The sequence below is a fragment of the Polaromonas sp. P3_A5 genome (assembly GCF_056403055.1).
In genome coordinates this window covers 684485-707777 of the sequence record NZ_JBFUGF010000001.1, presented here as the reverse complement: position 1 = coordinate 707777, position 23293 = coordinate 684485, and the positions used below count along the sequence as shown (strand labels likewise).

Below are 23293 nucleotides of genomic sequence, written 5' to 3'. Positions count from 1 at the left end.
CAGGGGCGAAAGCTGCGTTCAGCGCACGACAAGCTGGCATCAGGCGATCTTGAATCGGGACACCGACTGGCGCAGCTCTTCAGCCATGCGGGAAAGGTCTCGCACCTGCTGTGCCGTGGAACGGGTACCTTCTCCCGTTTGCTCCGTCACTGCGAAAATGTGCTGAATGTTGCCGGCCACCACGTTCGCCGATGCGGCTTCGCGGGAGGCGGAGTTTGAAATCTGCTCAATCAGGTCAGCAAGCCGGCGTGACACCTGGTCAATCTCGGTCAGCGCGGTACCCGCGTTATCGGACAGCTTGGCCCCTTCAACCACACCCTGCGTGGAGCGTTCCATAGCGGCCACGGCATCCTGCGTGTCGGTCTGAATGGCTTTCACCAGGGCCGAAATCTGGCGCGTAGCATCTGCGGAACGTTCAGCCAGTCGCTGCACCTCTTCCGCAACCACGGAGAAGCCTCGCCCGGCTTCACCGGCCGACGCGGCTTGAATGGCGGCGTTCAGTGCCAGCACGTTGGTCTGTTCGGTAATGTCTGAAATCAGTTCGGTAATTTCACCAATCTCCTGCGAGGACTCACCGAGTCGCTTGATCCGCTTGGAGGTTTCCTGAATCTGGTCGCGGATGGAGTTCATACCGCCGATGGCGTTCTGCACAGCCTGCAGGCCGGATTCGGCGGCTGTCAGCGATTGGCGCGCCACCTGGGAAGATTCCTGCGCCTGCGTGGACACCTCGTTAATTCGGGATGCCATGTCAAGCACCGACTGGCCGGTTTCACGAATCTCGCGCAGCTGCTCAGTGGACGCTGCCAGCAGTTCGGTCGAGGTACTTTCCACCTGGGCCGTCGTTTGCGCAACGCGGGTCGCCGTGTTCTGTACGTTACCCACCAGCTGCCGCAACTCTTCAACCGTGTAGTTCACCGAGTCGGCGATAGCGCCGGTAATGTCTTCGGTCACGGTCGCTTCCTGCGTCAAGTCACCTTCAGCCACTGTCTGCAACTCATTCATCAAACGCAAAATGGCGGCCTGGTTGGCGTCGTTGACGCGCTTGGCGTCCTGCTCCTGTCCTTTAGCTTCCTGTCGCTGGGTTTCAGCAACCGCCTGGCGCTGCTTGCTGTCCTCCACCTGCAGCTTGGCCAGGCCGGCTGCGCACAATAGCGCAAAGGTAGCAGCACCCGCAAGGATGGCCAGCGACAAAACGCTCAGGCCGGTCTGCAACGACAACTTGCCCTGCAAATCCTCAAGGCCTCGACGAAGGGGCTCGCTGTCCGCAATAATCGAAGATTGCGCTTCACGAGCAGACACCAGACCCTGCAAGTTACCCAAAATGGCACCGGCTTGCACACGGGTTTGCTCATAGAGCGCCATCAGGGCTTCCAGCCGCTCGCGCGTTTGCGGATCTTTGGAGCCGGCCAGGCGCAACTCGGGGCTGCCTTCTTGCAAACCCTGAGCAATTTCCTTGAACGAGTTCAAATCCTTGCCCAGCAGGAACACGGCTTCAGGGCTCACGCCCTCCATGGTCAGGAACTCATTGGCAGACTTACCAATCCGCTGGGTCAACATCACCAGCTGACCGGATGCCGAAATTTCAGCCGGCGCCGCATTCTGCTGGAGTTTGAGTGATGACACAGTTTCTGCAATTTCCAGCAAATCCGAAGACTGGCGGTTAATGGTGCGCAGGGCGTTGCCCACCTGGGTCAGAATATTTTGCTGGCCCATCACGGTTTTCGCGTTCTTTTCAGCGCGCTCCATGAAAGGCGTGACCTTTTCCACGTCAGATTGCAGATCATCGCTCACAGGCGCCAGACGCAGAGTTTCTTCACCGGATTTCAGGCCACGCACGGTTTTGGCCAGTACATCAGAACTCTCACGCACGTCAGGGAAGGCCTGGGCACTGCCCACCAGCGCCTGAGACACCGATTTCGCCAGACGCTGCGACTGCATCAATGACTGTCCGGTAGCCGCCACCTGTTGGGCTACTTTGTCCGCCTGGCTCAGCGCCAGAAAAGTCACCGTACCCAGGACAGCCACCGCGACGGCAAGGAAAAACACCAGCACCCGCTGATGCTGACCGATGGTCCTGCGGCCCAATAAAGGCAGACGCAGCAGCTCTTGATTTACCGCAGGTGCGCCGTCCTCGGCGGTCGCCATGCGGCTGGGCGCGAAAGCATCGTCACTACCGCCCGGCTGCCGAACCGCCGCGGTCTGAAGCGAAGCCTGATCCATGGCTCCGGTCGCAAGAGGATCTGGCGTACCGACGGAAGCCATGTCCATGCTGTCCTCAGGCTGATCGGGCTTGGTTTTAAATAGCTTCTGGATATTTTCAATAACAGACATGGTGAGCCTTCCGGGAGAGAAACAGTGTGCGCTATGCGCCTATCGTCAAAAAATGCGCTTGCTGGGCAAGCAACTGAAGGTTGATTTCCTGCCAGGTTGCACCATTGAGGTCAACGTACTGGTTGCCAAAGAAATCGGGCGCGTCGGGCGCTTTTTCGGAAAAATCACTGAACGCCTCCTGATTGCGCAGCCCGGACAGCTTGTCGATCAGCAATGCGCAGTTAACTTCCAGGGCGCTGTTGAGTGCAACAAGCCTGGAATCCGTGCGTGCAAGTTCGTTTTTGGGAGGGGGTGCTTTGCCGCTGACGTAACTCGCCAGATCCACGACGCCAAACAGGCCACCGCGCAAATTGGCAACACCGGCGAACCAGGCTTGCGTATACGGAACAGGCTGCGTACTGACCCAAGGGAAAATCTCACCGGATTGGCTCAGGGGAAACAGGTATTTCTTCCCGCCGGCCTCCACGGCCAGCCAGGACGCGGCAACGCCTTGCGTCCGCGCAATCTGCAACCTGTCGGCCAGCCGGGTTTGTAGCTCTCTAAGTGCTTGTCTGTTCGCCATGCTTTGGTTTTACGCCGTAAATCAGCCAAGGGCCTTGATTTTGGCCATCAGCTCATCAGCATCCACCGGCTTGGTGATGTAGTCGCGGGCGCCCTGCCGCATACCCCAGACACGGTCAGTTTCCTGGTTCTTGCTGGTGCACATCATGATGGGGATATCCGAGTACAACGGGTCGCGCGTGATGGCGCGCGTCAGCTGGAACCCGTTTTGCCCCGGCATCACCACATCCATCAGGATCAGTTCGGGCTTGTCTTCCGCCAGGCGGCGAAATGCGTCTTCTGCATTTTCAGCAGTTTTGACGGTGAAACCATTTTTGACCAGCAGATCGGTCAAGAACATCAATTCGGTTTTGGAGTCGTCAACTACCAGTATTTTCTTGATTGCCATCACACTACTCCTTGTTTAGCGCTGCCGAGATCCTGTACGGTCTGCAGCAGCTGATCTTTTGTAAAAGGCTTGGTCAGGTAGTCTTGCGAACCCACCATACGACCCCGCGCCTTGTCGAAAACGCCGTCTTTTGAGGACAGCATGACGATCGGGACACCAGCAAACTTTGCGTTGCGCTTGATAATCGCACAGGTTTGATAGCCATCCAGGCGGGGCATCAAAATGTCGCAGAAAATCAGGTTGGGTTCGTAGTCGTTGACCTTGGACAGGGCATCAAACCCGTCTTCGGCCAGCAATACTTCATGCCCCCCCTGCTTCAGGAATATCTCGGCGCTGCGCCGAATGGTATTGCTGTCATCGATGACCAAAACCTTCAGTCCGGAACTGGGAATACTCACTGCCTATGCTCCTCATGTTGCAGGCCCTCGGCAACTGCCGGCCTGCGATTGTCCAGGCAAGTGCCTAAGACGCTTAAATCTGAACCATTTCAAAGTCTTCCTTGCGGGCTCCGCATTCGGGACAGGTCCAGTTCATGGGCACTTGCGCCCATGGCGTCCCGGCGGCAATCCCGTGTTCGGGCGCACCGGCAGCTTCGTCGTAAATCCACCCACAAATTAAACACATCCACGTCATTGATTGAGTCACAGCTTAAGTTGCCTTCGAATAGAATGCAACAATTGTATCGAGGCGGCGTTGCTTATTCGCGTACAAGGCAAAATCGCAGCCTATGGCAAACCCCAAAAATCCTCAACTGGACAGCCGACAACTCCAAATCGAGGATACCGACGCATCGCCGGCTTGCGTCATGACATTCAACGCCAACGACCCCAGCGGAGCGGGCGGACTGACTGCGGATATTGCATCGATCACCTCTGCCGGAGCCCACGCGCTGGCAGTTGTAACAGGTGCTTATGTGCGCGACACGGCCGAAATTTTCGACCATTTTTCATTCGACGAAGAGGCTGTAACCGACCAGGCCCGCTCGGCGCTGGAAGACATGGCGGTATCCGCCATCAAGGTCGGATTTGTCGGCAGCCCCGAGAACATCAGCACCATTGCCGAGATCGCCTCGGACTATGCCGATGTGCCGCTGATCGCCTATATGCCCAACCTGTCGTGGTGGGAAGAAAGCGAAATCGACAGCTATCTGGACGCCTTTCGCGAGCTGATGCTGCCGCAAACCACAGTGTTGGTCGGCAACCACAGCAGCCTGTGGCGCTGGCTGCTGCCGGACTGGTCCGGGGAGCGCAATCCCTCGGCTCGGGACATTGCCAAGGCCGCCGCCGACCTGGGTGTTCCCTACACGCTGGTCACCGGAATCCCCATGCCCGACCAGTTCATCGACAACGTGCTGGCCACGCCGCAAGCCGTGCTTTACAGCGAGAAATTCGAACGTTTCGAGGCGGTCTTTGCCGGTGCAGGCGATACGCTGTCTGCGGCCCTTTGCGCACTGCTGGCCAACGGCCATGACCTGCAGGCGGCCACCTCCGAGGCACTGACTTACCTGGACCACAGCCTGGATGCCGGCTTTCATCCCGGCATGGGCAATATCGTGCCGGACCGCCTGTTCTGGGCACAGGCTGATGTCGATGAATCCGAAGACGAAGCGGCCGATGCCGAGACTGGCGATGACGCCGCCCTGGTTTTGAAGACTGAAATTGACCTGCCCCCCAATGGAACAACCAAACACTAAGCCCCCTGCCAAACCCCTTTCCGCCGAACTTTCCCGCAACAACGCGCTGTTTGAGCGCGCCAAAAAACTGATCCCCGGCGGCGTCAACTCCCCGGTTCGGGCCTTCAAGGCGGTAGGCGGCACACCCCGTTTTATCCAGCGCGCACAGGGCGCCTACTTCTGGGATGCGGACGGCCAGCGTTATATCGACTACATCGGTTCCTGGGGTCCCATGATCCTGGGCCACGGCCATCCGGCGGTGGTAGAAGCCGTGCAAAAAGCCGTGCTGGAAGGCTTTTCCTACGGCGCACCGACCGAACGCGAAGTCGAGCTCGCCGAAGAAATTGTGCGCCTTGTGCCTTCGCTCGAAATGGTGCGCCTGGTGAGCTCTGGCACCGAGGCGGCCATGAGCGCGATCCGCCTGGCGCGCGGCGCCACGGGCCGCAGCAAGATCATCAAATTTGAAGGCTGCTACCACGGCCATGCCGATGCGTTGCTGGTCAAGGCCGGTTCGGGCCTGGCCACTTTCGGCAATCCGACCAGCGCCGGCGTGCCGCCCGAAGTGGTGCAACACACCCTGGTGCTCGAGTACAACCACCTCACCCAGCTCGAAGAAGCCTTCGCCCTGCACGGCAAGGACATCGCCTGCCTGATGATCGAGCCGATTGCCGGCAACATGAACTTTGTGCGAGCCAGCGTGCCCTTCATGAAACGCTGCCGCGAACTGTGTACGCAGCACGGTGCCCTGCTCGTGTTCGACGAGGTCATGACCGGCTTTCGCGTGGCGCTGGGTGGCGCCCAAAGCGTTTACGCCCGCAGCATTCCCGGCTTCAAGCCCGACATGACGGTCATGGGCAAGGTGATAGGCGGCGGCATGCCGCTGGCCGCCTTTGGCGGCACGCGTGCCGTGATGGAGCAACTGGCACCGCTGGGGCCGGTCTACCAGGCGGGCACGTTGTCAGGCAACCCCGTGGCCACCGCCTGCGGCCTGGCAACCTTGCGCGAGATCGCCAAACCCGGCTTTTACGAAGCCCTGGGCGCCCGAACCCGCAGCCTGGTCACCGGCCTCACGCAGGCTGCCGGCAAGGCCGGTGTGCCGTTTTGCGGTGACAGCGAAGGCGGTATGTTCGGCTTTTTCCTGCTCGGCCAATTGCCGCAGAACTACGCCACGGTCATGACGACCGACAGCCCTGCGTTCAATCGCTTCTTTCATGCGATGCTGGACAGCGGGGTGTATTACGCGCCGGCGCTGTATGAAGCGGGCTTTGTGAGTTCGGCGCATACGGACGCGGATATAGAGGCCACCGTGGCCGCAGCAGCGAAGTTCTTTGCTGCTGGCTGAAGCCGGCTTCACGCCGGCCATTTCTTGCCTACTCGGGCTCTAGGCCAATGGGGACGTGCGCAAGCAGCTATTAAATCAATAGCAAGTATTCATTGACATGAGGGTTGATGGCGCGTGGCAGGTTCTTGCCCCGCCTTTGGTCCGCTCACAAGAACGGGAAAGAAGCACCAATTGCTATCAATTTGATAGCTGCTCGCGCCCATTCCCATTGAGCTATCGATCAAAAACCCTTAAAACGTGACTTAATGCCGGAAGTGCCGGACCCCTGTCAGCACCATCACCACTTCGCGCTCGTCGGCTGCCGCGATAACCTCGTCGTCCCGCATGCTGCCACCGGGCTGGATCACGCAGGTCGCGCCGGCGTCCACCACCACGTCGAGGCCGTCGCGGAAAGGGAAAAAAGCGTCGCTCGCCACTGCTGAGCCCTGCAGCGTCAGCCCGCCGTTGGCGGCCTTGATGGAGGCGATGCGCGCCGAATCGATGCGGCTCATCTGGCCGGCGCCGACGCCCAGTGTCATGCCGTCCTTGCAAAAGATGATGGCGTTGGACTTGACGTACTTCGCGACCTTCCAGGCAAACAGCATGTCATGCAGCTGCTCCTGCGTCGGCTGCAGCTTGCTGACGACTTTCAGGTCGCCGATGGCCAGTTCGTGGTTGTCTGCGGTCTGCATCAACAGGCCCGAGCCAACGCGCTTGACGTCCATCAGGTTGCGGCCCTGCTTCCAGGCCGTGTCGCCGCCGGGCGGCAGGTCAATCTGCAAAATCCGCACGTTGACCTTGGTCTTGAATACTTCCAGCGCTTCGGGTGTGAAGGCGGGCGCCATCAATACTTCAACAAACTGCTTGGAAATCTGCTGCGCGGCGCGCTCGTCGAGCGGGCAATTGAGGGCAATGATGCCGCCGAAGGCCGAAGTCGGATCGGTCTTGAAGGCCTTGCTGTAGGCCTCCAGGCCGTCTTTGCCCACGGCCACGCCACAGGGGTTGGCATGCTTGACGATCACGCAGGCCGCACCGTCCTTGAGCAGGTCAAAACTCTTGACGCATTCCCAGGCGGCGTCGGCGTCGGCGATGTTGTTGTAAGAGAGCTCTTTGCCCTGCAGTTGTTTGGCCGTCACCAGCGAGCCGGGTGCGGGATACAGATCGCGGTACAGCGCAGCTTGCTGGTGCGAGTTTTCGCCGTAGCGCAGGTCCTGCACTTTCACGAAACGCCCGTTGGCCTGGCCGGGGAACATGCCGTGGCTGCCGTCGGCCTGGATGCCCGAGAGATAGTCGCTGATCGCGCCGTCGTACTGGCTGATGCGGTTGAATGCCGCTACCGACAAGGCGAACTTGGTCTTGTCGGTCAGTTTTCCACCGGTTTTCAATTCGGCCAGCACACCTTCATACTGCGAGGCATCGGTCAGCACGCCGACATCCTTCCAGTTCTTGGCCGCCGACCGCACCATCGCGGGGCCGCCGATGTCGATGTTTTCAATCGCATCTTCCAGCGTGCAGCCAGGCTTGGCGACCGTCGACTCAAACGGATAAAGATTGACCACCAGCAAGTCGATGGTGTCAATGCCGTGGGTTTTCAGCGCGGCCATGTGCTCCGGCACATCGCGCCGGGCCAGCAGGCCTCCGTGGATCTTCGGGTGCAGCGTCTTGACACGGCCGTCGAGCATTTCCGGAAACCCGGTGTGGTCGGCGACTTCGGTCACAGGCAGGCCGGCGTCAGCCAGCAGCTTGGCCGTGCCGCCCGTGGACAGCAGCTTGATGCCCAGGGCATGCAGCGCCTGCGCGAATTCGAGGATGCCGGTTTTGTCCGAAACGGAAATCAGTGCGTTCATTTTTGTCTTCTCTAAAGAGGATGGCCGGCGAAAGGGCCGGACCATGGGAGCGTGTTTTTTATTTGATGAGCTTGTGCTCAACCAGCTTCTTGCGCAGGGTGTTGCGGTTCAGGCCCAGCCATTCGGCGGCGCGCGACTGGTTTTGCTCGGCATGTTGCATGACAACTTCCAGCAGCGGTTTTTCCACCACCTTGACCATCATCTCGTACATGCCGTCGGGCTCGGTGCCACGCAGGTCCTTGAAATAGCCTTCCAGGCTGGTGCGTACGCACTCTTCGATATGTTTTTTGCTCATGCAGCAGCTTCTTCCTGATTTTCCTGATTTTTATCTTTGTCCGCCCGTGCCTGCATAGGCGCACCCTCGTCATCCACCTCGGCGGCAGCGGCCGGAATCCGGTCCATCTGCGCGCCCAGCTCCTCAAAAAAAGCACTCACCGCCTTCAGTTGCGCTTCGCAGTCTTCCAGCAGGTTCATCTGCGCGCGAAACCCCTCACCGCCGGGCAAGGTCTTCACATACCAGCCGATGTGTTTGCGCGCCGTGCGCACGCCGGTGTATTCACCGTACAAATCGTAGTGGTCGCGCAAATGGTCCAGCAGCAGGCGTTCGACTTCTGCCACCAGCGGCGGCGCAAGATGCGTGCCGCTTGAAAGGAAATGCGAAATCTCGCGAAAAATCCACGGACGCCCCTGCGCTGCACGGCCGATCATCACGGCGTCAGCGCCGGTGTAAGCCAGCACATCGCGGGCCTTTTCAGGGCTGGTGATGTCACCGTTGGCCACCACCGGAATACGCAGCGCGGTTTTCACGGCGGCAATCGTGTCGTACTCGGCATACCCTTTGTAGCCCTGCTCGCGCGTGCGGCCATGCACGGTGATCATCTGCACGCCGGCGCTTTCGGCGGCGCGGGCAATCGCCAGGGCGTTCTTTTCAGCCTGGCACCAGCCGGTGCGCATCTTGAGCGTGACCGGCACGCCGTGCGGCACGCAGGCGGCGACCACGGCCTCCACGATCTGCAGCGCCAGGGGCTCGTCCTGCATCAGCGCCGAGCCCGCCCACTTGTTGCAAACCTTCTTGGCCGGGCAGCCCATGTTGATGTCGATGATCTGCGCGCCGCGGTCGATGTTGTAGGCGGCGGCCTCGGCCATCATCTGCGCGTCGGTGCCGGCGATCTGCACAGCGATCGGCGCGGCCTCACCCTCGTGGTTGGCTCGACGAGAGGTCTTCAGTGTGTTCCACAGGTCGCGGCGAGAGGTCACCATCTCGCTGACCGCATAGCCCGCACCGAGCTTCTTGCTGAGCTGGCGGAACGGCCTGTCCGTGACACCGGCCATGGGCGCGACAAACAAATTGTTTGCCAAAGCGTAGGGGCCGATGTTCATGGGAAGTGAGCGCTGCGAGGTTGCTGAAAAAGGAGGCACGATTGTACCTGCTCAAAATTTCAGCAATTGAAATTTGCACACGGAGTTGTAAGCGTCTTCCCGACACGGTGGCTGGCCCGTCTTGCCTATACTCAAATAGATATATGGAAGCCTGGATTCACCGCCTGATAGAACTTTTGGCCCTGCCCGAATACGGTTTGAGCACGGTATTTGTGGTTTCCTTCATCTCGGCCACGCTGTTGCCGCTGGGCTCGGAGCCGGTGGTCTTCGGCCTGGTCAAGCTCAACCCCGCCATGTTCTGGCCCGCGGTGCTGGTAGCAACTGCAGGCAACACGCTGGGCGGCGCGCTGGACTGGTGGATGGGTTACGGCGCCCACAAGGTGGTGGACAAATACCAGCATTCATCGCATCACGGCCGTGCAGTGCGATGGCTGGAGAAACTCGGCCCGAAAGCCTGCCTGCTGGCCTGGTTGCCGGTGGTCGGAGATCCGCTGTGCGCGGTCGCGGGTTGGCTCAAGTTTCCGTTCTGGCCCTGCCTGGCTTACATGGCGGTCGGCAAATTTTTGCGCTACTTTTTGATGACCGGCAGCCTGATCTGGGCCTTCCCAGGCGTGGTGACCGGCTAGGCACCAGAAGAAGGATCAGAAGCGCTCATGTGGCAGCAGGTAGCGCCACTGACCGGGTTGCAGCTGGCTCATCGCCACACGGCCGATACGCAGCCGTTTCATGCCTTGCACCTGAAGGCCAACGCTCTCGCACATGTAGGCAATCTGCCCCGGGACTTCACCCTTGAGGGCAAAGCGCAAGCGCTTTTCACTTTGCCAGCTCACCTTGGCCGGCGGCAACAAAACACCCTTGAAGGTAAACCCGTGGTCAACCCGGTTCAGCCGGTCCAGCCCGCCGGGTTTGATGTCACCGCTGACATCGACGATCACTTCATGCTCCATCACGCGCGTATCTTCGCGCAGCTTGCGCACCACGCGCCAGTCCTGCGTCAGCACGACCAATCCGCTGGCAGGTGTTGCCAGCGGCGTCACCAGTTCCGCCGTGGAGAAATGCTTCCTGAGCGGCCGGATGCCGGAGCGGTCGTCGGGCGATTGCGTGGCGGCCGACAGCAACCGGGCCACCTGCGCCGCGCCGCCATCGGAACTCGCGTCCTGACCGGCCGGCTTGTGCAGCAGCAAAGTCACCGGCGTCATCGCCAGCAGGCTCGCATCCTTGTCCAGCACGATGGCCTGGTCCGACACCCGGAACTGGGGCTCTTCGACAGTCACCCCGTCAACAGTAACCCACCCGCCTTCGATGTACTGCTCGGCTTCGCGGCGTGAACAGGACAGCATTTCAGCCAGGCGTTTGGCAAGGCGAACGGGTTCTGTCATCGCGGCGTGGCCTTCATGGCGGGTCAAGCGTGGATGAGAGATCAGCCTTGGGCCGCCACCACACCGATTTCCACGTGGTACTGCGGCGCAGCCAGGCGCGGGCTCATGACCGTGGCACGTGCGGGCGTGGCGCCGGGCACCACCCAGGTTTCCCAGGCACGGTTCATTTCACCGAAGCTGTCCATATCGGTCAACCAGATGGTGGCACTGAGCAGAAGCGACTTGTCGCTGCCGGCTGCTGCCAACAGGCGGTCGATATTGGCCAGGATGCTGAGAGTCTGCTCGTACACGCCGGAGCCGGCATCGTTGCCGGCCACCTGGCCTGCCAGGTAAACGGTTTTGTTATGGATAACGGCTTGGGACATGCGTGGGCCGGTTTCGATGCGCTGGATGGACATGGTGTTCTCTTTCTTTCTCAAAGCGAGGGTTTCGGGGGGGATGGCCTGCTCTGGCAAGCCGGTAACGGGGCCGCCACCCGATGGTGCGGGTCGTCGTGAGGTATTGTGGCGCGACTTCTTCCATGATGCCGCCACCGTGATGTCCAGGCCTCGCAGTAAATCGGCCCCAGGTTACCCGGGGGCCCTGGCAACTCAGCTGCTGAACAGGAAGTTCATCACGTCGCCATCCTTCACAACGTATTCCTTGCCTTCACTGCGCATCTTGCCGGCATCTTTGGCGCCCTGCTCGCCTTTGTAGGCGATGAAATCGGCAAACGCAATCGTCTGGGCGCGGATGTAGCCCTTTTCAAAATCGGTGTGAATGACGCCCGCGGCTTGCGGGCCGGTGTCGCCCACGTGGATGGTCCAGGCGCGCACTTCCTTCACGCCCGCGGTGAAATAGGTCTGCAGGCCTAGCAGCTTGTATGCCGCCAGGATGAGGCGGTTGAGCCCCGGCTCATCCTGGCCGATCTCCGCGAGGAACATCTTTTTGTCCTCTTCCTCCATGTCGGCCATCTCGGCTTCCATCTTGGCGCAGATCGCCACGACCGGCGCCTTTTGCTCTGCCGCGTAAGCCTTGAGGCGGTCCAGGAAGGGGTTGTTCTCAAACCCGTCCTCGGCCACGTTGGCCACAAACATGGCCGGCTTGGCGGTGATCAGGAAAAACTGGCCGAGCAGCGGCAGTTCTTCCTTGCTGAAGTCCACAGTGCGCACCGGCTTGCCTTCATTGAGCGCGGCCTGGCATTTCTCCAGGATGGCAACCAGCTTGACAGACTCCTTGTCGCCCGAGCGAGCCGTCTTGGTCACGCGGTGCAGGGCTTTTTCAACTGCTGCCAGGTCGGCCAGACAAAGCTCCGTCTGGATGACTTCGATGTCGGAAATCGGGTCCACCTTGCCGGCAACGTGGATCACGTTGTCATCTTCAAAGCAACGCACCACATTGACTGTGGCGTCGGTTTCGCGGATATGGGCCAGGAACTTGTTTCCCAGTCCCTCGCCCGTACTGGCGCCCGCCACCAGGCCTGCAATGTCCACAAACTCGACGATCGCCGGAACAATGCGTTCAGGCTTGACGATTTCAGCCAATTGCGCCAACCTCGGGTCGGGCACTTCCACGATGCCAACATTGGGCTCAATGGTGCAAAAGGGGTAGTTTTCAGCCGCGATCCCCGCTTTGGTCAACGCATTGAAAAGGGTGGATTTACCGACGTTAGGCAAGCCTACAATGCCGCACTTCAAACTCATGAGAAACCTTCAAAAACAGGCTGAGAAGTGTATTCGATGCGCGCCCGGCCGGGGTTGGAGCGCTTTGTGGCAGGCATTCGCCATCTTTGTGCTGGCCGGTTTTTTGGGTGTTCTGGCGCATCCTGCGCAGGCCCAGCCCATCGTGGCTTTAAACGACGCCAAGCCGACCCTGGACGTGGCTGCAGCGAGTTTGACATGGATTGACAGCGACGGCCAGGCCGGCATCGACCAATTGGCCGGCGGCCATCCAGGGGCCTTGTTCGTCCCCTCGGTTGCCGATACGGTGCATTCGCTCGGCCCGCACGCGGCGCTCTGGCTGCATTACCGTTTTGCCAGGTCATCCGGCTCGCGCCAGGACTGGTTGCTTGAGTTTCCCCTGCCCCTGCTGGACCTGGCGACGGTGTACCAGCGTGCACCGTCGGGAGGGTGGATTGCCGAAACTGCCGGGGACACCGTGCCTGTCTCCAGCTGGCCGGAACCCGGCCGTTACGGGCATTTCCGCCTGAACCTGCCGGACAACGGCGTGCATGACGTGTATGTGCGTATACAGCACCAGACGGAGGTCAGCATTCCGGTTCGGGTCAGCACGCGAGGCAACCTGACGCAGCGACTTCAGCTGGAATACCTCGCGATTGGCGTGGTATTCGGCGCACTGGTGCTGTTGATCATTGCCTGCGTTGTCCAGAGCTGGGTTTACAGCGACCGGGCCTATGGGTGGTATTCCGTGTACGCCGTCATCATGGCCCTCGTCGTAGCGGCGTGGACGGGAGTGGCAGGCCATTTCCTCTGGGGCAACTTCAGCACCTGGAACAACATGGCGCAGGGCTTCCTCGCCATCCTGGGCGGCGGCTCGGCGCTGCTGGTCGTGCATCACCTGTGCGGCACCGGTTCACGCCACAAGTGGTTTGAGCGGCTGGCCTACTGGACAGGCATGGCCGGAGCGCCGCTGGCGCTGGCCTATCTCGTGCTGGAGCGCGGCCTGGGCATAGGCCTCCTCGCGACTTACCTGGTTGCCGTTGTCGCACTGGGAACAAGCCGGGCCTACATGACGTGGCGGCGCCACGATGTCGTGGGTTTCTGGGTACTGGCGGCTTTTTCCCCGCTGGGGCTGGTAACGCTCCTCACCGTCATCAGCATCCTGGGCCTGTTTTCCCTGTCGTGGCTGTCTCATTACGGCCTGATGGCAGCGCTGACCATTGAGGTGCCCCTGCTGCTGGTGGCGCTGAACACGCGTTCACATGAGCGCCACGCAGTGGAAGCGCGCGAGCAGGCCATGTCCAGCCAGGACGCCCTCACCGGCCTGCTTGCCGCACATCTTTTCCACGACCGCTTCAAACAGGTGGTGGGCCGGGCACAGCGCCACAAGGAGCCGGCGGCCGTGGTGTACATCGAGCTGGTCAATTACCGGTATATCAAGAAAACCTGGGGCACAGCGGTGGCCGAGCAAAGCCTGCTGCGAAGCGTGATCAAGTTGCGCCGGCTTCTGCGCGATGTCAACACCGTGGGGCGCATCGACGAGGCGCGCTTCGGCCTCATTCTTGAAGGCGTCGCATCACGCCCACCAGTCACCGACCTGGCGGCACGCCTGATCGCGGCCGGCCTCATGCCGCTCAAGGGTCTGAAACCGGAGGTCGTTCTGCAATTTCATGTCGCGGGCGTGCTGTTGAGCGAGCGCCTTGGCAGCCACGAGGAAATTTCCACGGCCCTGGCCGACCTGCTGCACAGCATGGCGGCTCGCACCCGCCGCCCCATCCGCTTTCTCGAACCGGAGTTGACACACCCCATGCCGCTGGACGCCGAATCAACGCTGGACAGCCTCTCAAGCGGTCCGCAGGCGCCGGAGGCGCTCCCTGCGTCCACGGCCGCCCACGCCACGCCGCCCCTGCGGGCGGTCAAAAGTCATTCAAACTGATAACTCGCACCCACCGGCTGGCCCACCTTGAGCTGGTGGTCAATGCCCGTCAGCACAATGGCATTCATGCCGAACGTCAGCGCACCGTTCACCCGCGCATCCTGGCGATAGGTTTGCAGCATGTCGCCCACTTCCGGGCTGCTGACAGCCGTCGCGGGATCGATATTCGGAATCGGGCAACGCGGACAGGGCTTGACCGGCTTGAGCTGGACCACGCCTTGCGCCGTGGCAACCTGCAGTACCTCAATACGGTCCTCATCGTGCGGCGCCAGACTGTCGGCACCAGCGGCATCGCCCAGGACGATGTTTGGACGAAAGCGCTCCATGCCCACCGCGGAAGTGCCGGCGGCCACCAGCTTTTCGTTGAAATGCACCAATGAGGCTTCGCTGAGTACCAGCAACGGGTAACCGTCGCTGAACTGGTTAAGCGCTTCCACATCGCCGGTCCACTGCGGACTGCAAACCCGCTTGTGTTCGGGGTCAAACCGCACCAGGCGTGCAGTCTGGCCCAGGAAGTCGGTGAACCATTGCGCCGCGATGGCACCCATGTCATACGCCTGGACTTCGTCTTTCCAGACCTGCACGCGAACGGGCTCTTCCACCTGGTCCAGCGCAATGTGAAGGGCCAGCATGCCGGGCGCACGCAGCACCATGTCGTGGTACCTCAGCTGGGGCCTGATCAATGCCATGCGCGGCAATTCACGCTGGGTCAGAAATTCGCCCTTGCTGTCCACCACCATCCAGGCACGGTCAAATTCCAGCCCGGTTTCAGTCAGCAGGGCTTCCTGCACCTGCACGCCGGCACAGGATTTCACCGGATACACATAAAGGCGCGAAATCACGGCCCTGAGGTCAGAAGGTGCGTCGGCCGGTAATGTTTCGTTCAATGGATCGCTCACTTTTCAAGCCTTTAGGTTCAGATGCACGGCCAGAAACCGCGCAGTAATTGTTTGCCCAAGACGTCAATTTTGCCCTGCCTCCTAAAATGGGCCATGTCCAAGACCTTTGATGTCTGTATTCGCGGCGATGGTGTGGTAGGCCGCACGCTGGCCCTGCTGCTGGCGCGCGAGCGCCTGCGCGTAGCTTTGGTCACCAGGCCTGAAAGGCCGCCGGGGATGCACACCATGCCCGACGTGCGTGCTTACGCCCTCAACAGCGCGTCTCGCAGCGTGCTGGAAACCCTGCGCGCCTGGCCCGACGCGGCCTTTGCCACGCCGGTGGTCGAAATGCAGGTTTGGGGAGACAACGGCGGCAAGCTGGATTTCACGGCGCGCAGTGTCGGCCAGGAAGCGCTGGCCTGGATTGTGGAGGTCCCGGCGCTGGAGCAGCAATTGAGCCAGGCGGTTCGCTACCAGCCGCAAATCGAGACGGTGGACGCGCCTGCCAAGGCCGCGCTCAACGTAATCTGCGAAGGCCAGAAAAGCGCCAGCCGTGATGAGTTCGCCCAGATCCGGCCGGTCAACTGGACCATCAAGCCCTATCCGCAAAAGGCCGTCGCAGCACGGCTTGAGCTGGACAAGCCCCATGGCGGCATTGCCCGCCAGTGGTTTACCCACGGCGACATACTGGCTCTTTTGCCTTTATCGGGTGCCAACGGGAACTTGGCGGCGCTGGTGTGGTCTGTCCCTGTACAGCGGGCCGCCATGCTCGAAAAAATGCCCGCGGAAGAATTTTGTAACACCCTCAAGGCCGTGTGCGGCGAAGAGACAGGCAACCTGCGCCTGACGAGCGAGCGGGCAAGCTGGCAGCTTTCCCTGTCAAGCGCCGGGCACTGGGTCGGCCCCGGCTGGGCTTTGGCGGGCGATGCAGCGCATACGGTGCACCCGCTGGCCGGTCAAGGTTTGAACCTGGGCCTGGCCGATGCGGCTTGCCTGGCCGAGGTGATTTCGCAACGTGAGTATTGGCGCGGATTGGGTGATGAAAAACTGCTGCGGCGCTACGAAAGGGCCCGCAAGGCCGACGTAGCGGCAATGGGCGCGGTCACCGACGGTTTGCACGGCATTTTTGCGCAAACCGATGGGCGCTGGCAGGCCCTGCGCAATTGGGGCATGAAGGGGTTCGAGCGCAGCGGTTTGCTCAAGGCCTGGCTGACGCGGCAAGCAGCGGGTTTATGAACGACTGAGAAACAGACTGGAACTGAAATGAAAATAGTGAAATTGATCGGCCTGCTCAGTCTGGCGGCGTTCAGCCTGGTTCCTGTTTTTGCGCAGGAAGCCGTCATCCGCAAAAACCTGTCCGAGAAATTTCCGGCTTTTGCAAAAATCGATGAAGTCACCAAAACACCGATGAACGGCCTCTATGAGGTACGTATTGGCTTCGAAATTTTCTATACCGACGAGCAAGGTAACTACCTGTTGCAGGGTCAACTTCTCGATGTAAAAAACAAAAAAAACCTGACCGAGGAACGCATCGGGAAACTCAGCGCAGTCGATTTCGACAAACTCCCTTTGAAGGACGCTTTCAAGATTGTCCGCGGTGACGGGAAACGCAAGCTGGCGGTGTTTGAAGACCCAAATTGCGGCTACTGCAAACACTTCGAACGGGACCTGACCAACGTCGACAATGTCACCGTTTATCTCTTCCTGTACCCCGTGCTCGGACCGGACTCCGTCGCCAAGTCGCGCCACATCTGGTGTGCCAAGGACAAGGCAAAGTCATGGAACGACTGGATGCTGCGCAACACCGTGCCTGCGGCTGCCGAATGCGACATCTCGGCCATCAAGCGAAACCGCGAGTTTGGCCAAAAATACAATATCACCGGCACGCCCACCCTGATTTTTGCTGACGGATCCCGCGCGCCAGGCGCGGTCAGCGCCCAGGAAGTCGAAAAAATGCTGCTCAGTGCAAAAACTCCCTGAAAACGGGCCAGAAGGCCCTGTTTAGACACAAAATCGACCTCCAGCCCGCACACCATTTGCGCGAGCAGCTCCTTTTTTCATAGCACTTACAGCCCGATCGACTCGATCCGTCGGGCGCCGCCATGCAGCTGGCGGCAGACGTGGAGTATTCTTTGCGCAAGATGCCAGGCACCCCCAAAAACACTCCCCCTCCCCTTCACTACCGCGTCGAAACAGGCGATCTACACGCCCACCTCTTTCGCGTGACCCTCACGATCGCACAGCCTGACGCCTTGCAAAGGGTCTCGCTGCCTGTGTGGATCCCCGGCAGCTACCTGGTGCGGGAATTCTCCAAAAATCTGCAGAATCTGGAAGCCCGCCAGACAGGCCGCACGCCGCTTAGGGCAGAGCAGCTCGATAAATGCACCTGGGAGATTCAGTGCTCGCCTGCCAGACCGCTGGTACTGCGCTATGAGGTGTACGCCTGCGATAACTCCGTGCGCAGCGCCTGGCTGGACGCCCATCGCGGCTTTTTCAACGGCACCAGCCTGTGCCTGAAAGTGCAGGGCCAGGAAAAAGCCGTGCATGTACTGGAGATCCCTGCGCCGAAAGCCGCCAAGGGCTGGTCACTGGCCACAGGGCTCACGCCGCAGGCAGTCAACAAGCATGGGTTTGGTACCTACCTGGCGGCCGATTACGACGAACTGGTGGACTGCCCCGTGGAAATGGGCGCTTTCTGGAGCGGTACTTTCACGGCGCGCGGCGTGCCGCACCGCATGGTGGTAGCGGGCGCGGCCCCGAGCTTCGACGGCGCCAGGCTGCTGGCGGACACCCAGAAGATTTGCGAAACGGAGATCCGTTTCTGGCATGGCGCGAAAAAGCCTCCCTTCAAGAGTTACCTCTTCATGCTGAACGCGGTGGACGACGGCTATGGCGGGCTCGAGCACCGCAACTCGACGGCACTCATCTGCAACCGGAAGGACTTGCCGCGCCTGGGTGAATCCCGCACGGCAGAAGGCTACACCACGCTGCGCGGCCTCATCAGCCACGAATATTTCCACACATGGAACGTCAAGCGGCTGCGTCCCGCGGAGTTTGAACACTACGACTACGGCGCCGAGAATTACACCGGGTTGTTGTGGTTTTTTGAGGGCTTCACCAGTTACTACGACGACCTGCTGCTGCGTCGCGCCGGCCTGCTGGACAACGCCGGCTACCTCAAGCTGCTCAACAAGACCATCAACCAGGTCATGCAGACCCCGGGCCGGCTGGTTCAATCCGTCGCCCAGGCGAGCTTCGATGCCTGGGTGAAGTATTACCGGCAGGATGAAAATACGCCCAACGCCACCGTGAGCTACTACACCAAGGGAGCGCTGGTGGCGCTGTGTTTTGATCTGACGCTTCGGGCAGAAGGCGGAGCTGCCGGGGGCGCGACACTGGACCACGTGATGCGCGCACTCTGGCAGCGCTGTAAAGCCGGCCCCCTGCGCGAGGCAGATTTTGCAGAGGAGCTTGCAGCCGCAGGACACCGCCCGTTTGCCGCCGAGCTGGCCCAATGGGTGCACGGACGCGAAGAACTCCCGCTCAAGGCCTTGCTGGAACAGCATGGCGTGACAGTCGCCGAAGAACCTGCGCAACTGGCCCAGCGGCTGGGCTTGCGCGCCAGCGAAAACCAGGGCGTGGTGCAGGTCAAGACCGTGCTGCGCGGCGGCGTTGCCGAGCGTGCCGGGTTTGCGGCGGGAGATGAATGGCTGGCGGTGGAACCCATTGCCGCAGGCGCACGGCAGCCGGAGGGCGGTTGGCGCATGAACCGGCTCGATGACCTGCTGCACTACGCAGGCACGGCCAAAAAAGTCATTGCCCTGGTCGCACGCGACAAACGACTGCTGCGGCTGGAGCTGTCCATGCCGCCCGCACTGACCACCTGGCGCCTGGCGGTACGGGATGCCGCGCTGATGGACCACTGGCTCGGCCAGAAGACCTGACCCGGCCTGGCGCGACTCACTTCTTCAGAAGGTTATTCGCCCTTGAATACCGCGGGACGCTTTTCAAGAAAGGCCGTCACGCCTTCCATGTAATCGTGGCTGCGCCCCAGGGCGGCCTGCATGTCGCGTTCCGCATCGAGTTGCTGATGCAGCGTGCGTGTGGCGCCTTCACGCATCAGCTGACGGGTGGCCACCAGCGCCAGAGTCGGCAGGCTGGCCAGCCGCTGCGCCAAGGCAACAGCCGCCGCCACGGGGTCGTCCGCTACCTGCCAGATCAAGCCCCACTCCAGCGCCTGCGCCGCCGGCAATTTGTCCCCTGTCAACGCCAGCCCCATGGCGCGCGCCAGCCCCAGCTTTTGCACCAGCAGCCAGCTGCTGCCCGCATCGGGCGCCAATCCGATCTTGCTGAATGCCTGAATGAAACTGGCGCCCGGGGCGGCCACGGCCATGTCGCACGTCATGGCCAACGATGCGCCGGCACCTGCGGCCACGCCGTTGACGGCTGCCACCGTCGGCATGCGCAGCCCCAGCAGTTTGCGGGCCGTGGGGTTGAAGGCCTGGTCAATGACGGGACCTGGGTTGGCCCGCTCAACCAGGTTGGGGCCGGGCGCGAAATCGAATTCGGACAGGTCGGCACCGGCACAAAACCCGCGGCCGGCGCCAGTGATGACCAGGGCGCGAATCTGTGGATCAGAGTGCGCCTTGTCCAGGGCGACCCACAAGTCCCGGTGCATCTGCCGCGTAAAGCTGTTCAGCGCCTGAGGGCGGTTCAACGTAAGGATGCCCACGGCACCATCGATGGCATACAGCACGGTGGGATCGGCAGCGGGGCCGGGATGGGAAGCAGTCATGGCGGCGGTCTCCTGTTCCCGAATCTAGCATTGCGGCAAGCCATGGGCGGCCACGAGCCCGTGGCATCATTGCCGGACGCATTTCCAGCCAAAGGACCTATTTCATGTCTTCCACGACCTACGAAACCATTGAGACCCGCACCGAAGGCCCGGACTCCCGCAAGGTGGGCATTGTCACGCTGAACCGGCCCAAGCAACTCAATGCATTGAACGACCAGCTCATGGATGAGCTGGGCCGGGCCCTCAAGGCGTTTGATGCCGATGAGACCGTCGGCTGCATCATCCTGACCGGCAGCGAAAAGGCCTTTGCCGCAGGCGCCGACATCGGCGCCATGGCCACCTACAGTTTTGCCGATGTTTACAACAACGACTACATCACCCGCAACTGGGAGCAAATCCGCAGCATCCGCAAGCCAGTGATTGCCGCCGTCAGCGGCTTTGCGCTGGGCGGCGGCTGCGAGCTCGCCATGATGTGCGACTTCATCATTGCTGCCGACAACGCAAAGTTCGGCCAGCCTGAAATCAAGCTGGGCATCATCCCCGGTGCTGGCGGCACACAGCGCCTGCCCCGTGCCGTGGGCAAGGCCAAAGCCATGGACATGACCCTGACGGGCCGCATGATGGATGCCCAGGAGGCAGAGCGTTCAGGCCTGGTCAGCCGTGTGGTGCCGCTGGAAAAGCTCATGGACGAGGCCCTGGGCGCCGCGCTGATGATCTGCAGCTACGGCCAGACCAGCGTCATGGCCGCCAAGGAAGCCCTCAACCGGGCATTTGAAAGCGGCCTCAGCGACGGCGTGATGTTCGAGCGGCGCCTGTTTCATTCGCTGTTCTCCACCGAAGACCAGAAAGAAGGCATGGACGCCTTCGTGAACAAGCGCAAACCGTTGTTTAAACACAAGTGAGCCCCAACCAGTAGGGGCCGCGGGACTGGCTTTGCCAGACCGCAGGCGCCGCCCCTTGAGGGGGGAACAGGCTACACGCAGTGAGCCTGGACGGGGGTGCTTTTATAGTTATAATCTTGGGTTTCGGTCGTATAGCTCAGTTGGTTAGAGCGCAGCATTCATAATGCTGATGTCGGTGGTTCAAGTCCACCTACGACCACCAAGAATGCGTCAAAGCCTCAGAGGGTCCTTCCCCCTGAGGCTTTGTTCTTTGTTATTCTCCTATTTATTAACAGCCTCTGGACACATACCATGAACCGCTGCACTTCCCGCCTGGCCGCACTCCTGATGATGCTGGCTGCTTTTGCCGGCCTGATGAGCCTGCCAGCCCTGGCCCAGACCGATCCCGCCGAGGCTGTCAAACCCAACATCCGGAAATTCCCTCCCAAGGCCGTCCGCGGCGAAATGGTGGTGGTGGCGCCGCCGGTGATCTCCATGGACGGCAAGCAGGACAGGCTCTCCGTAGGCTCACGCATACGCGACATCAACAACAATTTCGTGTTGTCCGGCGCACTCCTGAACCAGAAGCTGGTGGTGAACTACCTGCGCAGCAACACCGGCGAGGTGCATGAGGTCTGGATCCTCAACGCGGAAGAGGCCAAGGAAAAGCGGGCGGGCGGCACCGGCACGGTGTTCAATTTCAGCAGCGGCACCCCTGCCAAGGCAGTGGACAACGGCAAGACGCCGTACGACCAGTTACCTGCCTACAAGCAGTAACGCTCACAGCCTTAAGCAAAATCAGTCTGATGCCCTTTAAACATGGGCGCAAGCAGCTATTAATTTAATAGCAATCGCCATCAGCCCGCGGACAAACCGCAAATCGGCCAGTATCATGAGCAAAAAAGTCTTCATTAAAACCTTCGGTTGCCAGATGAACGAGTACGACTCGGACAAGATGTCCGACGTGCTCCATGCCGCCGAAGGCTACGAGCCTACCCAGGACATGGAACAGGCCGACCTGATCCTGTTCAATACCTGCTCCGTGCGCGAAAAAGCCCAGGAGAAGGTTTTCAGCGACCTGGGTCGCGTCAAGCACCTGAAAGAAAAAGGCGTACTGATCGGCGTCGGCGGCTGTGTAGCCAGCCAGGAAGGCGCGGCCATCATCCAGCGCGCACCTTATGTCGACGTGGTCTTCGGCCCGCAAACCCTGCACCGCCTGCCGCAGCTGCTGGCCAACCGGACCCGGCTGGGCAAGCCGCAGGTCGACATCAGCTTTCCCGAGATCGAAAAATTCGACCACCTGCCGCCGGCGCGCGTCGAGGGCGCCAGCGCCTTCGTGAGCATCATGGAAGGCTGCTCCAAGTACTGCAGCTACTGCGTGGTGCCCTACACCCGTGGCGAAGAGGTCTCCCGGCCCTTTGAGGACGTGCTGGTCGAAGTCGCCGGTCTGGCCGACCAGGGCGTCAAGGAAGTCACGCTGCTCGGGCAAAACGTCAACGCTTACCGCGGCCCCATGGGTGGCACGGCCGAGATCGCCGACTTCGCCACGCTGCTCGAATACGTGTCCGACATCCCCGGCATCGAACGCATCCGCTATGTCACCAGCCACCCCAACGAGTTCACGCAGCGCCTGATTGACGCCTACGCCAAGCTGCCCAAACTGGTAAACCACCTGCATCTGCCGGTGCAACATGGCTCCGACCGCATCCTCATGGCGATGAAGCGCGGCTACACCGCCATGGAATACAAGAGCACCATCCGCAAGCTGCGCGCCATCCGCCCGAATCTGGCCATGAGCAGCGATTTCATCGTGGGTTTCCCCGGCGAGACCGAAGACGACTTCGGCAAGATGATGAAGCTGATCGACGAGATCGGCTACGACACCTCGTTCAGCTTCATTTACAGCCCGCGCCCCGGCACCCCCGCCGCCGCGTTGCATGACGACACACCGCACGAGGTCAAGCTCAAGCGTCTGCAACACCTGCAGGCCACGATTGACGACAGCGTGCGCGCCATCAGCGCCAGCCGGCAGGGCACGGTGCAGCGCATCCTGGTTGAAGGCGCTTCGCGCAAGGACCCGACCGAACTCATGGGCCGCACGGAGTGCAACCGCGTGGTCAACTTCAAGGGCCAACCGCGCCTCATCGGCCAGATGCTGGACATCACCATCACCCAGGCCACGCAGCGTTCGCTGCGCGGCGAAGTCCTGACGCAGGACGTCGCCGTGGCGGCCTGAGACCGCCCGCGTTGCTCAAGCACTCGACAC

At 61.0% G+C, this 23293-nt stretch carries 23 protein-coding genes and 1 tRNA gene; 11 read left to right on the top strand and 13 right to left on the bottom strand.

All coding sequences use genetic code 11. The features are described 5' to 3' along the window. Positions 1–39: 39 nt before the first annotated feature. From AC1DU8_RS03380 to AC1DU8_RS03360, 5 genes are all read right to left on the bottom strand, one after another. Entirely contained in the window at positions 40–2331 is a 2292-nt protein-coding gene (locus AC1DU8_RS03380) for a methyl-accepting chemotaxis protein (RefSeq protein ID WP_457281038.1), read from the bottom strand. A 31-nt stretch (positions 2332–2362) separates the two neighbouring features. Beyond that, complete coding sequence (locus tag AC1DU8_RS03375; protein ID WP_092131850.1) at positions 2363–2893, bottom strand: chemotaxis protein CheW; 531 nt, start codon at positions 2891–2893, stop codon at positions 2363–2365. 21 nt (positions 2894–2914) lie between these two features. Next, complete coding sequence (locus AC1DU8_RS03370; protein WP_007864987.1) at positions 2915–3280, bottom strand: response regulator transcription factor; 366 nt, start codon at positions 3278–3280, stop codon at positions 2915–2917. Further along, entirely contained in the window at positions 3280–3678 is a 399-nt protein-coding gene (locus AC1DU8_RS03365; RefSeq protein ID WP_457281039.1) for a response regulator, read from the bottom strand. The genes AC1DU8_RS03370 and AC1DU8_RS03365 overlap by 1 nt, the downstream gene beginning before the upstream one ends. A gap of 73 nt (positions 3679–3751) precedes the next feature. Further along, positions 3752–3925 (bottom strand): rubredoxin, encoded by a 174-nt coding sequence (locus AC1DU8_RS03360; protein WP_092131853.1) that lies wholly within the window; start codon positions 3923–3925, stop codon positions 3752–3754. 82 nt (positions 3926–4007) lie between these two features. On the opposite strand from AC1DU8_RS03360, the gene thiD reads away from it, so the two are divergent. Together thiD and hemL are read left to right on the top strand one after the other, a co-directional pair. Continuing rightward, complete coding sequence (gene thiD / locus AC1DU8_RS03355) at positions 4008–4973, top strand: bifunctional hydroxymethylpyrimidine kinase/phosphomethylpyrimidine kinase (protein ID WP_457281040.1); 966 nt, start codon at positions 4008–4010, stop codon at positions 4971–4973. Beyond that, positions 4954–6294: a glutamate-1-semialdehyde 2,1-aminomutase gene (hemL, locus tag AC1DU8_RS03350; protein ID WP_457281041.1), complete on the top strand. Its 1341-nt coding sequence runs from the start codon at positions 4954–4956 to the stop codon at positions 6292–6294. Before thiD ends, hemL begins: the two co-directional genes overlap by 20 nt. A 242-nt stretch (positions 6295–6536) precedes the next feature. Here hemL and purH read toward each other — a convergent pair whose 3' ends face one another. The 3 genes from purH to dusB are packed head-to-tail and all read right to left on the bottom strand — an operon-like array spanning position 6537 to position 9500. Beyond that, positions 6537–8120 carry a bifunctional phosphoribosylaminoimidazolecarboxamide formyltransferase/IMP cyclohydrolase gene (gene purH, locus AC1DU8_RS03345; RefSeq protein WP_457281042.1) on the bottom strand — a complete coding sequence of 528 codons (1584 nt, stop codon included), beginning with the start codon at positions 8118–8120 and terminating at the stop codon, positions 6537–6539. Between the two features lie 58 nt (positions 8121–8178). After that, entirely contained in the window at positions 8179–8415 is a 237-nt protein-coding gene (locus tag AC1DU8_RS03340) for a Fis family transcriptional regulator (protein WP_348047983.1), read from the bottom strand. Beyond that, positions 8412–9500, bottom strand: a complete 1089-nt coding sequence (gene dusB / locus AC1DU8_RS03335) for a tRNA dihydrouridine synthase DusB (RefSeq protein WP_457281639.1) — start codon at positions 9498–9500, stop codon at positions 8412–8414. Before dusB ends, AC1DU8_RS03340 begins: the two co-directional genes overlap by 4 nt. 143 nt (positions 9501–9643) lie before the next feature. Here dusB and AC1DU8_RS03330 point away from each other — a divergent pair, with 143 nt between their 5' ends. Continuing rightward, a complete protein-coding gene (locus AC1DU8_RS03330) occupies positions 9644–10126 on the top strand; it encodes a YqaA family protein (protein ID WP_457281043.1) in 483 nt (160 codons plus the stop codon). Between the two features lie 15 nt (positions 10127–10141). Here AC1DU8_RS03330 and AC1DU8_RS03325 read toward each other — a convergent pair whose 3' ends face one another. The 3 genes from AC1DU8_RS03325 to ychF all read right to left on the bottom strand — a co-directional run bounded on the left by AC1DU8_RS03325 (position 10142) and on the right by ychF (position 12561). Beyond that, the gene (locus AC1DU8_RS03325; RefSeq protein WP_457281044.1) at positions 10142–10879 is read right to left on the bottom strand and encodes an rRNA pseudouridine synthase; all 738 of its coding nucleotides are present in this window, start codon (positions 10877–10879) and stop codon (positions 10142–10144) included. Between the two features lie 41 nt (positions 10880–10920). After that, positions 10921–11277 (bottom strand): RidA family protein, encoded by a 357-nt coding sequence (locus AC1DU8_RS03320; protein WP_457281045.1) that lies wholly within the window; start codon positions 11275–11277, stop codon positions 10921–10923. A 192-nt stretch (positions 11278–11469) separates the two neighbouring features. Then, complete coding sequence (ychF, locus tag AC1DU8_RS03315; protein ID WP_457281046.1) at positions 11470–12561, bottom strand: redox-regulated ATPase YchF; 1092 nt, start codon at positions 12559–12561, stop codon at positions 11470–11472. A 64-nt stretch (positions 12562–12625) separates the two neighbouring features. Between ychF and AC1DU8_RS03310 the strand changes: the two genes are divergently transcribed. Beyond that, positions 12626–14473 carry a sensor domain-containing diguanylate cyclase gene (locus AC1DU8_RS03310; protein WP_477666639.1) on the top strand — a complete coding sequence of 616 codons (1848 nt, stop codon included), beginning with the start codon at positions 12626–12628 and terminating at the stop codon, positions 14471–14473. Here the strand turns inward: AC1DU8_RS03310 and AC1DU8_RS03305 are convergent. After that, the gene (locus AC1DU8_RS03305; protein ID WP_457306712.1) at positions 14461–15360 is read right to left on the bottom strand and encodes an MOSC domain-containing protein; all 900 of its coding nucleotides are present in this window, start codon (positions 15358–15360) and stop codon (positions 14461–14463) included. The two genes, AC1DU8_RS03310 and AC1DU8_RS03305, sit on opposite strands and share 13 nt — an antisense overlap. A 105-nt stretch (positions 15361–15465) precedes the next feature. On the opposite strand from AC1DU8_RS03305, the gene AC1DU8_RS03300 reads away from it, so the two are divergent. The 3 genes from AC1DU8_RS03300 (at position 15466) to AC1DU8_RS03290 (ending at position 19295) form a co-directional block, all read left to right on the top strand. Next, complete coding sequence (locus AC1DU8_RS03300; protein WP_457281049.1) at positions 15466–16587, top strand: FAD-dependent monooxygenase; 1122 nt, start codon at positions 15466–15468, stop codon at positions 16585–16587. Between the two features lie 27 nt (positions 16588–16614). Beyond that, a complete protein-coding gene (locus AC1DU8_RS03295) occupies positions 16615–17331 on the top strand; it encodes a DsbC family protein (RefSeq protein WP_457281050.1) in 717 nt (238 codons plus the stop codon). 161 nt (positions 17332–17492) lie between these two features. Next, positions 17493–19295, top strand: coding sequence for a M61 family metallopeptidase (locus AC1DU8_RS03290; RefSeq protein ID WP_477666768.1), 1803 nt, complete (start codon positions 17493–17495; stop codon positions 19293–19295). A gap of 32 nt (positions 19296–19327) precedes the next feature. Here the strand turns inward: AC1DU8_RS03290 and AC1DU8_RS03285 are convergent, their stop codons facing one another. Further along, entirely contained in the window at positions 19328–20146 is an 819-nt protein-coding gene (locus AC1DU8_RS03285) for an enoyl-CoA hydratase-related protein (protein ID WP_457281051.1), read from the bottom strand. Positions 20147–20250: 104 nt separating this feature from the next. Between AC1DU8_RS03285 and AC1DU8_RS03280 the strand changes: the two genes are divergently transcribed. From AC1DU8_RS03280 to miaB, 4 genes are all read left to right on the top strand, one after another. Next, positions 20251–21048: an enoyl-CoA hydratase gene (locus AC1DU8_RS03280; RefSeq protein ID WP_477690271.1), complete on the top strand. Its 798-nt coding sequence runs from the start codon at positions 20251–20253 to the stop codon at positions 21046–21048. Between the two features lie 125 nt (positions 21049–21173). Further along, a tRNA-Met gene (locus AC1DU8_RS03275) sits at positions 21174–21250 on the top strand. A gap of 89 nt (positions 21251–21339) precedes the next feature. Further along, positions 21340–21804 carry a hypothetical protein gene (locus AC1DU8_RS03270; RefSeq protein ID WP_457281053.1) on the top strand — a complete coding sequence of 155 codons (465 nt, stop codon included), beginning with the start codon at positions 21340–21342 and terminating at the stop codon, positions 21802–21804. Positions 21805–21919: 115 nt separating this feature from the next. Next, positions 21920–23263, top strand: a complete 1344-nt coding sequence (gene miaB, locus AC1DU8_RS03265) for a tRNA (N6-isopentenyl adenosine(37)-C2)-methylthiotransferase MiaB (RefSeq protein WP_477666638.1) — start codon at positions 21920–21922, stop codon at positions 23261–23263. Positions 23264–23293 lie beyond the last annotated feature (30 nt).

What these genes read in the sequence shown, in the direction of transcription:
- AC1DU8_RS03380 (WP_457281038.1), bottom strand. Translation starts at nt 2,331, where the DNA reads ATGTCTGTTATTGAAAATATCCAGAAGCTATTTAAAACCAAGCCCGAT.
- AC1DU8_RS03375 (WP_092131850.1), bottom strand. Translation starts at nt 2,893, where the DNA reads ATGGCGAACAGACAAGCACTTAGAGAGCTACAAACCCGGCTGGCCGAC.
- AC1DU8_RS03370 (WP_007864987.1), bottom strand. Translation starts at nt 3,280, where the DNA reads ATGGCAATCAAGAAAATACTGGTAGTTGACGACTCCAAAACCGAATTG.
- thiD (WP_457281040.1), top strand. Translation starts at nt 4,008, where the DNA reads ATGGCAAACCCCAAAAATCCTCAACTGGACAGCCGACAACTCCAAATC.
- hemL (WP_457281041.1), top strand. Translation starts at nt 4,954, where the DNA reads ATGGAACAACCAAACACTAAGCCCCCTGCCAAACCCCTTTCCGCCGAA.
- purH (WP_457281042.1), bottom strand. Translation starts at nt 8,120, where the DNA reads ATGAACGCACTGATTTCCGTTTCGGACAAAACCGGCATCCTCGAATTC.
- AC1DU8_RS03340 (WP_348047983.1), bottom strand. Translation starts at nt 8,415, where the DNA reads ATGAGCAAAAAACATATCGAAGAGTGCGTACGCACCAGCCTGGAAGGC.
- dusB (WP_457281639.1), bottom strand. Translation starts at nt 9,500, where the DNA reads ATGAACATCGGCCCCTACGCTTTGGCAAACAATTTGTTTGTCGCGCCC.
- AC1DU8_RS03330 (WP_457281043.1), top strand. Translation starts at nt 9,644, where the DNA reads ATGGAAGCCTGGATTCACCGCCTGATAGAACTTTTGGCCCTGCCCGAA.
- AC1DU8_RS03325 (WP_457281044.1), bottom strand. Translation starts at nt 10,879, where the DNA reads ATGACAGAACCCGTTCGCCTTGCCAAACGCCTGGCTGAAATGCTGTCC.
- AC1DU8_RS03320 (WP_457281045.1), bottom strand. Translation starts at nt 11,277, where the DNA reads ATGTCCATCCAGCGCATCGAAACCGGCCCACGCATGTCCCAAGCCGTT.
- ychF (WP_457281046.1), bottom strand. Translation starts at nt 12,561, where the DNA reads ATGAGTTTGAAGTGCGGCATTGTAGGCTTGCCTAACGTCGGTAAATCC.
- AC1DU8_RS03300 (WP_457281049.1), top strand. Translation starts at nt 15,466, where the DNA reads ATGTCCAAGACCTTTGATGTCTGTATTCGCGGCGATGGTGTGGTAGGC.
- AC1DU8_RS03295 (WP_457281050.1), top strand. Translation starts at nt 16,615, where the DNA reads ATGAAAATAGTGAAATTGATCGGCCTGCTCAGTCTGGCGGCGTTCAGC.
- AC1DU8_RS03290 (WP_477666768.1), top strand. Translation starts at nt 17,493, where the DNA reads ATGCCAGGCACCCCCAAAAACACTCCCCCTCCCCTTCACTACCGCGTC.
- AC1DU8_RS03285 (WP_457281051.1), bottom strand. Translation starts at nt 20,146, where the DNA reads ATGACTGCTTCCCATCCCGGCCCCGCTGCCGATCCCACCGTGCTGTAT.
- AC1DU8_RS03280 (WP_477690271.1), top strand. Translation starts at nt 20,251, where the DNA reads ATGTCTTCCACGACCTACGAAACCATTGAGACCCGCACCGAAGGCCCG.
- AC1DU8_RS03270 (WP_457281053.1), top strand. Translation starts at nt 21,340, where the DNA reads ATGAACCGCTGCACTTCCCGCCTGGCCGCACTCCTGATGATGCTGGCT.
- miaB (WP_477666638.1), top strand. Translation starts at nt 21,920, where the DNA reads ATGAGCAAAAAAGTCTTCATTAAAACCTTCGGTTGCCAGATGAACGAG.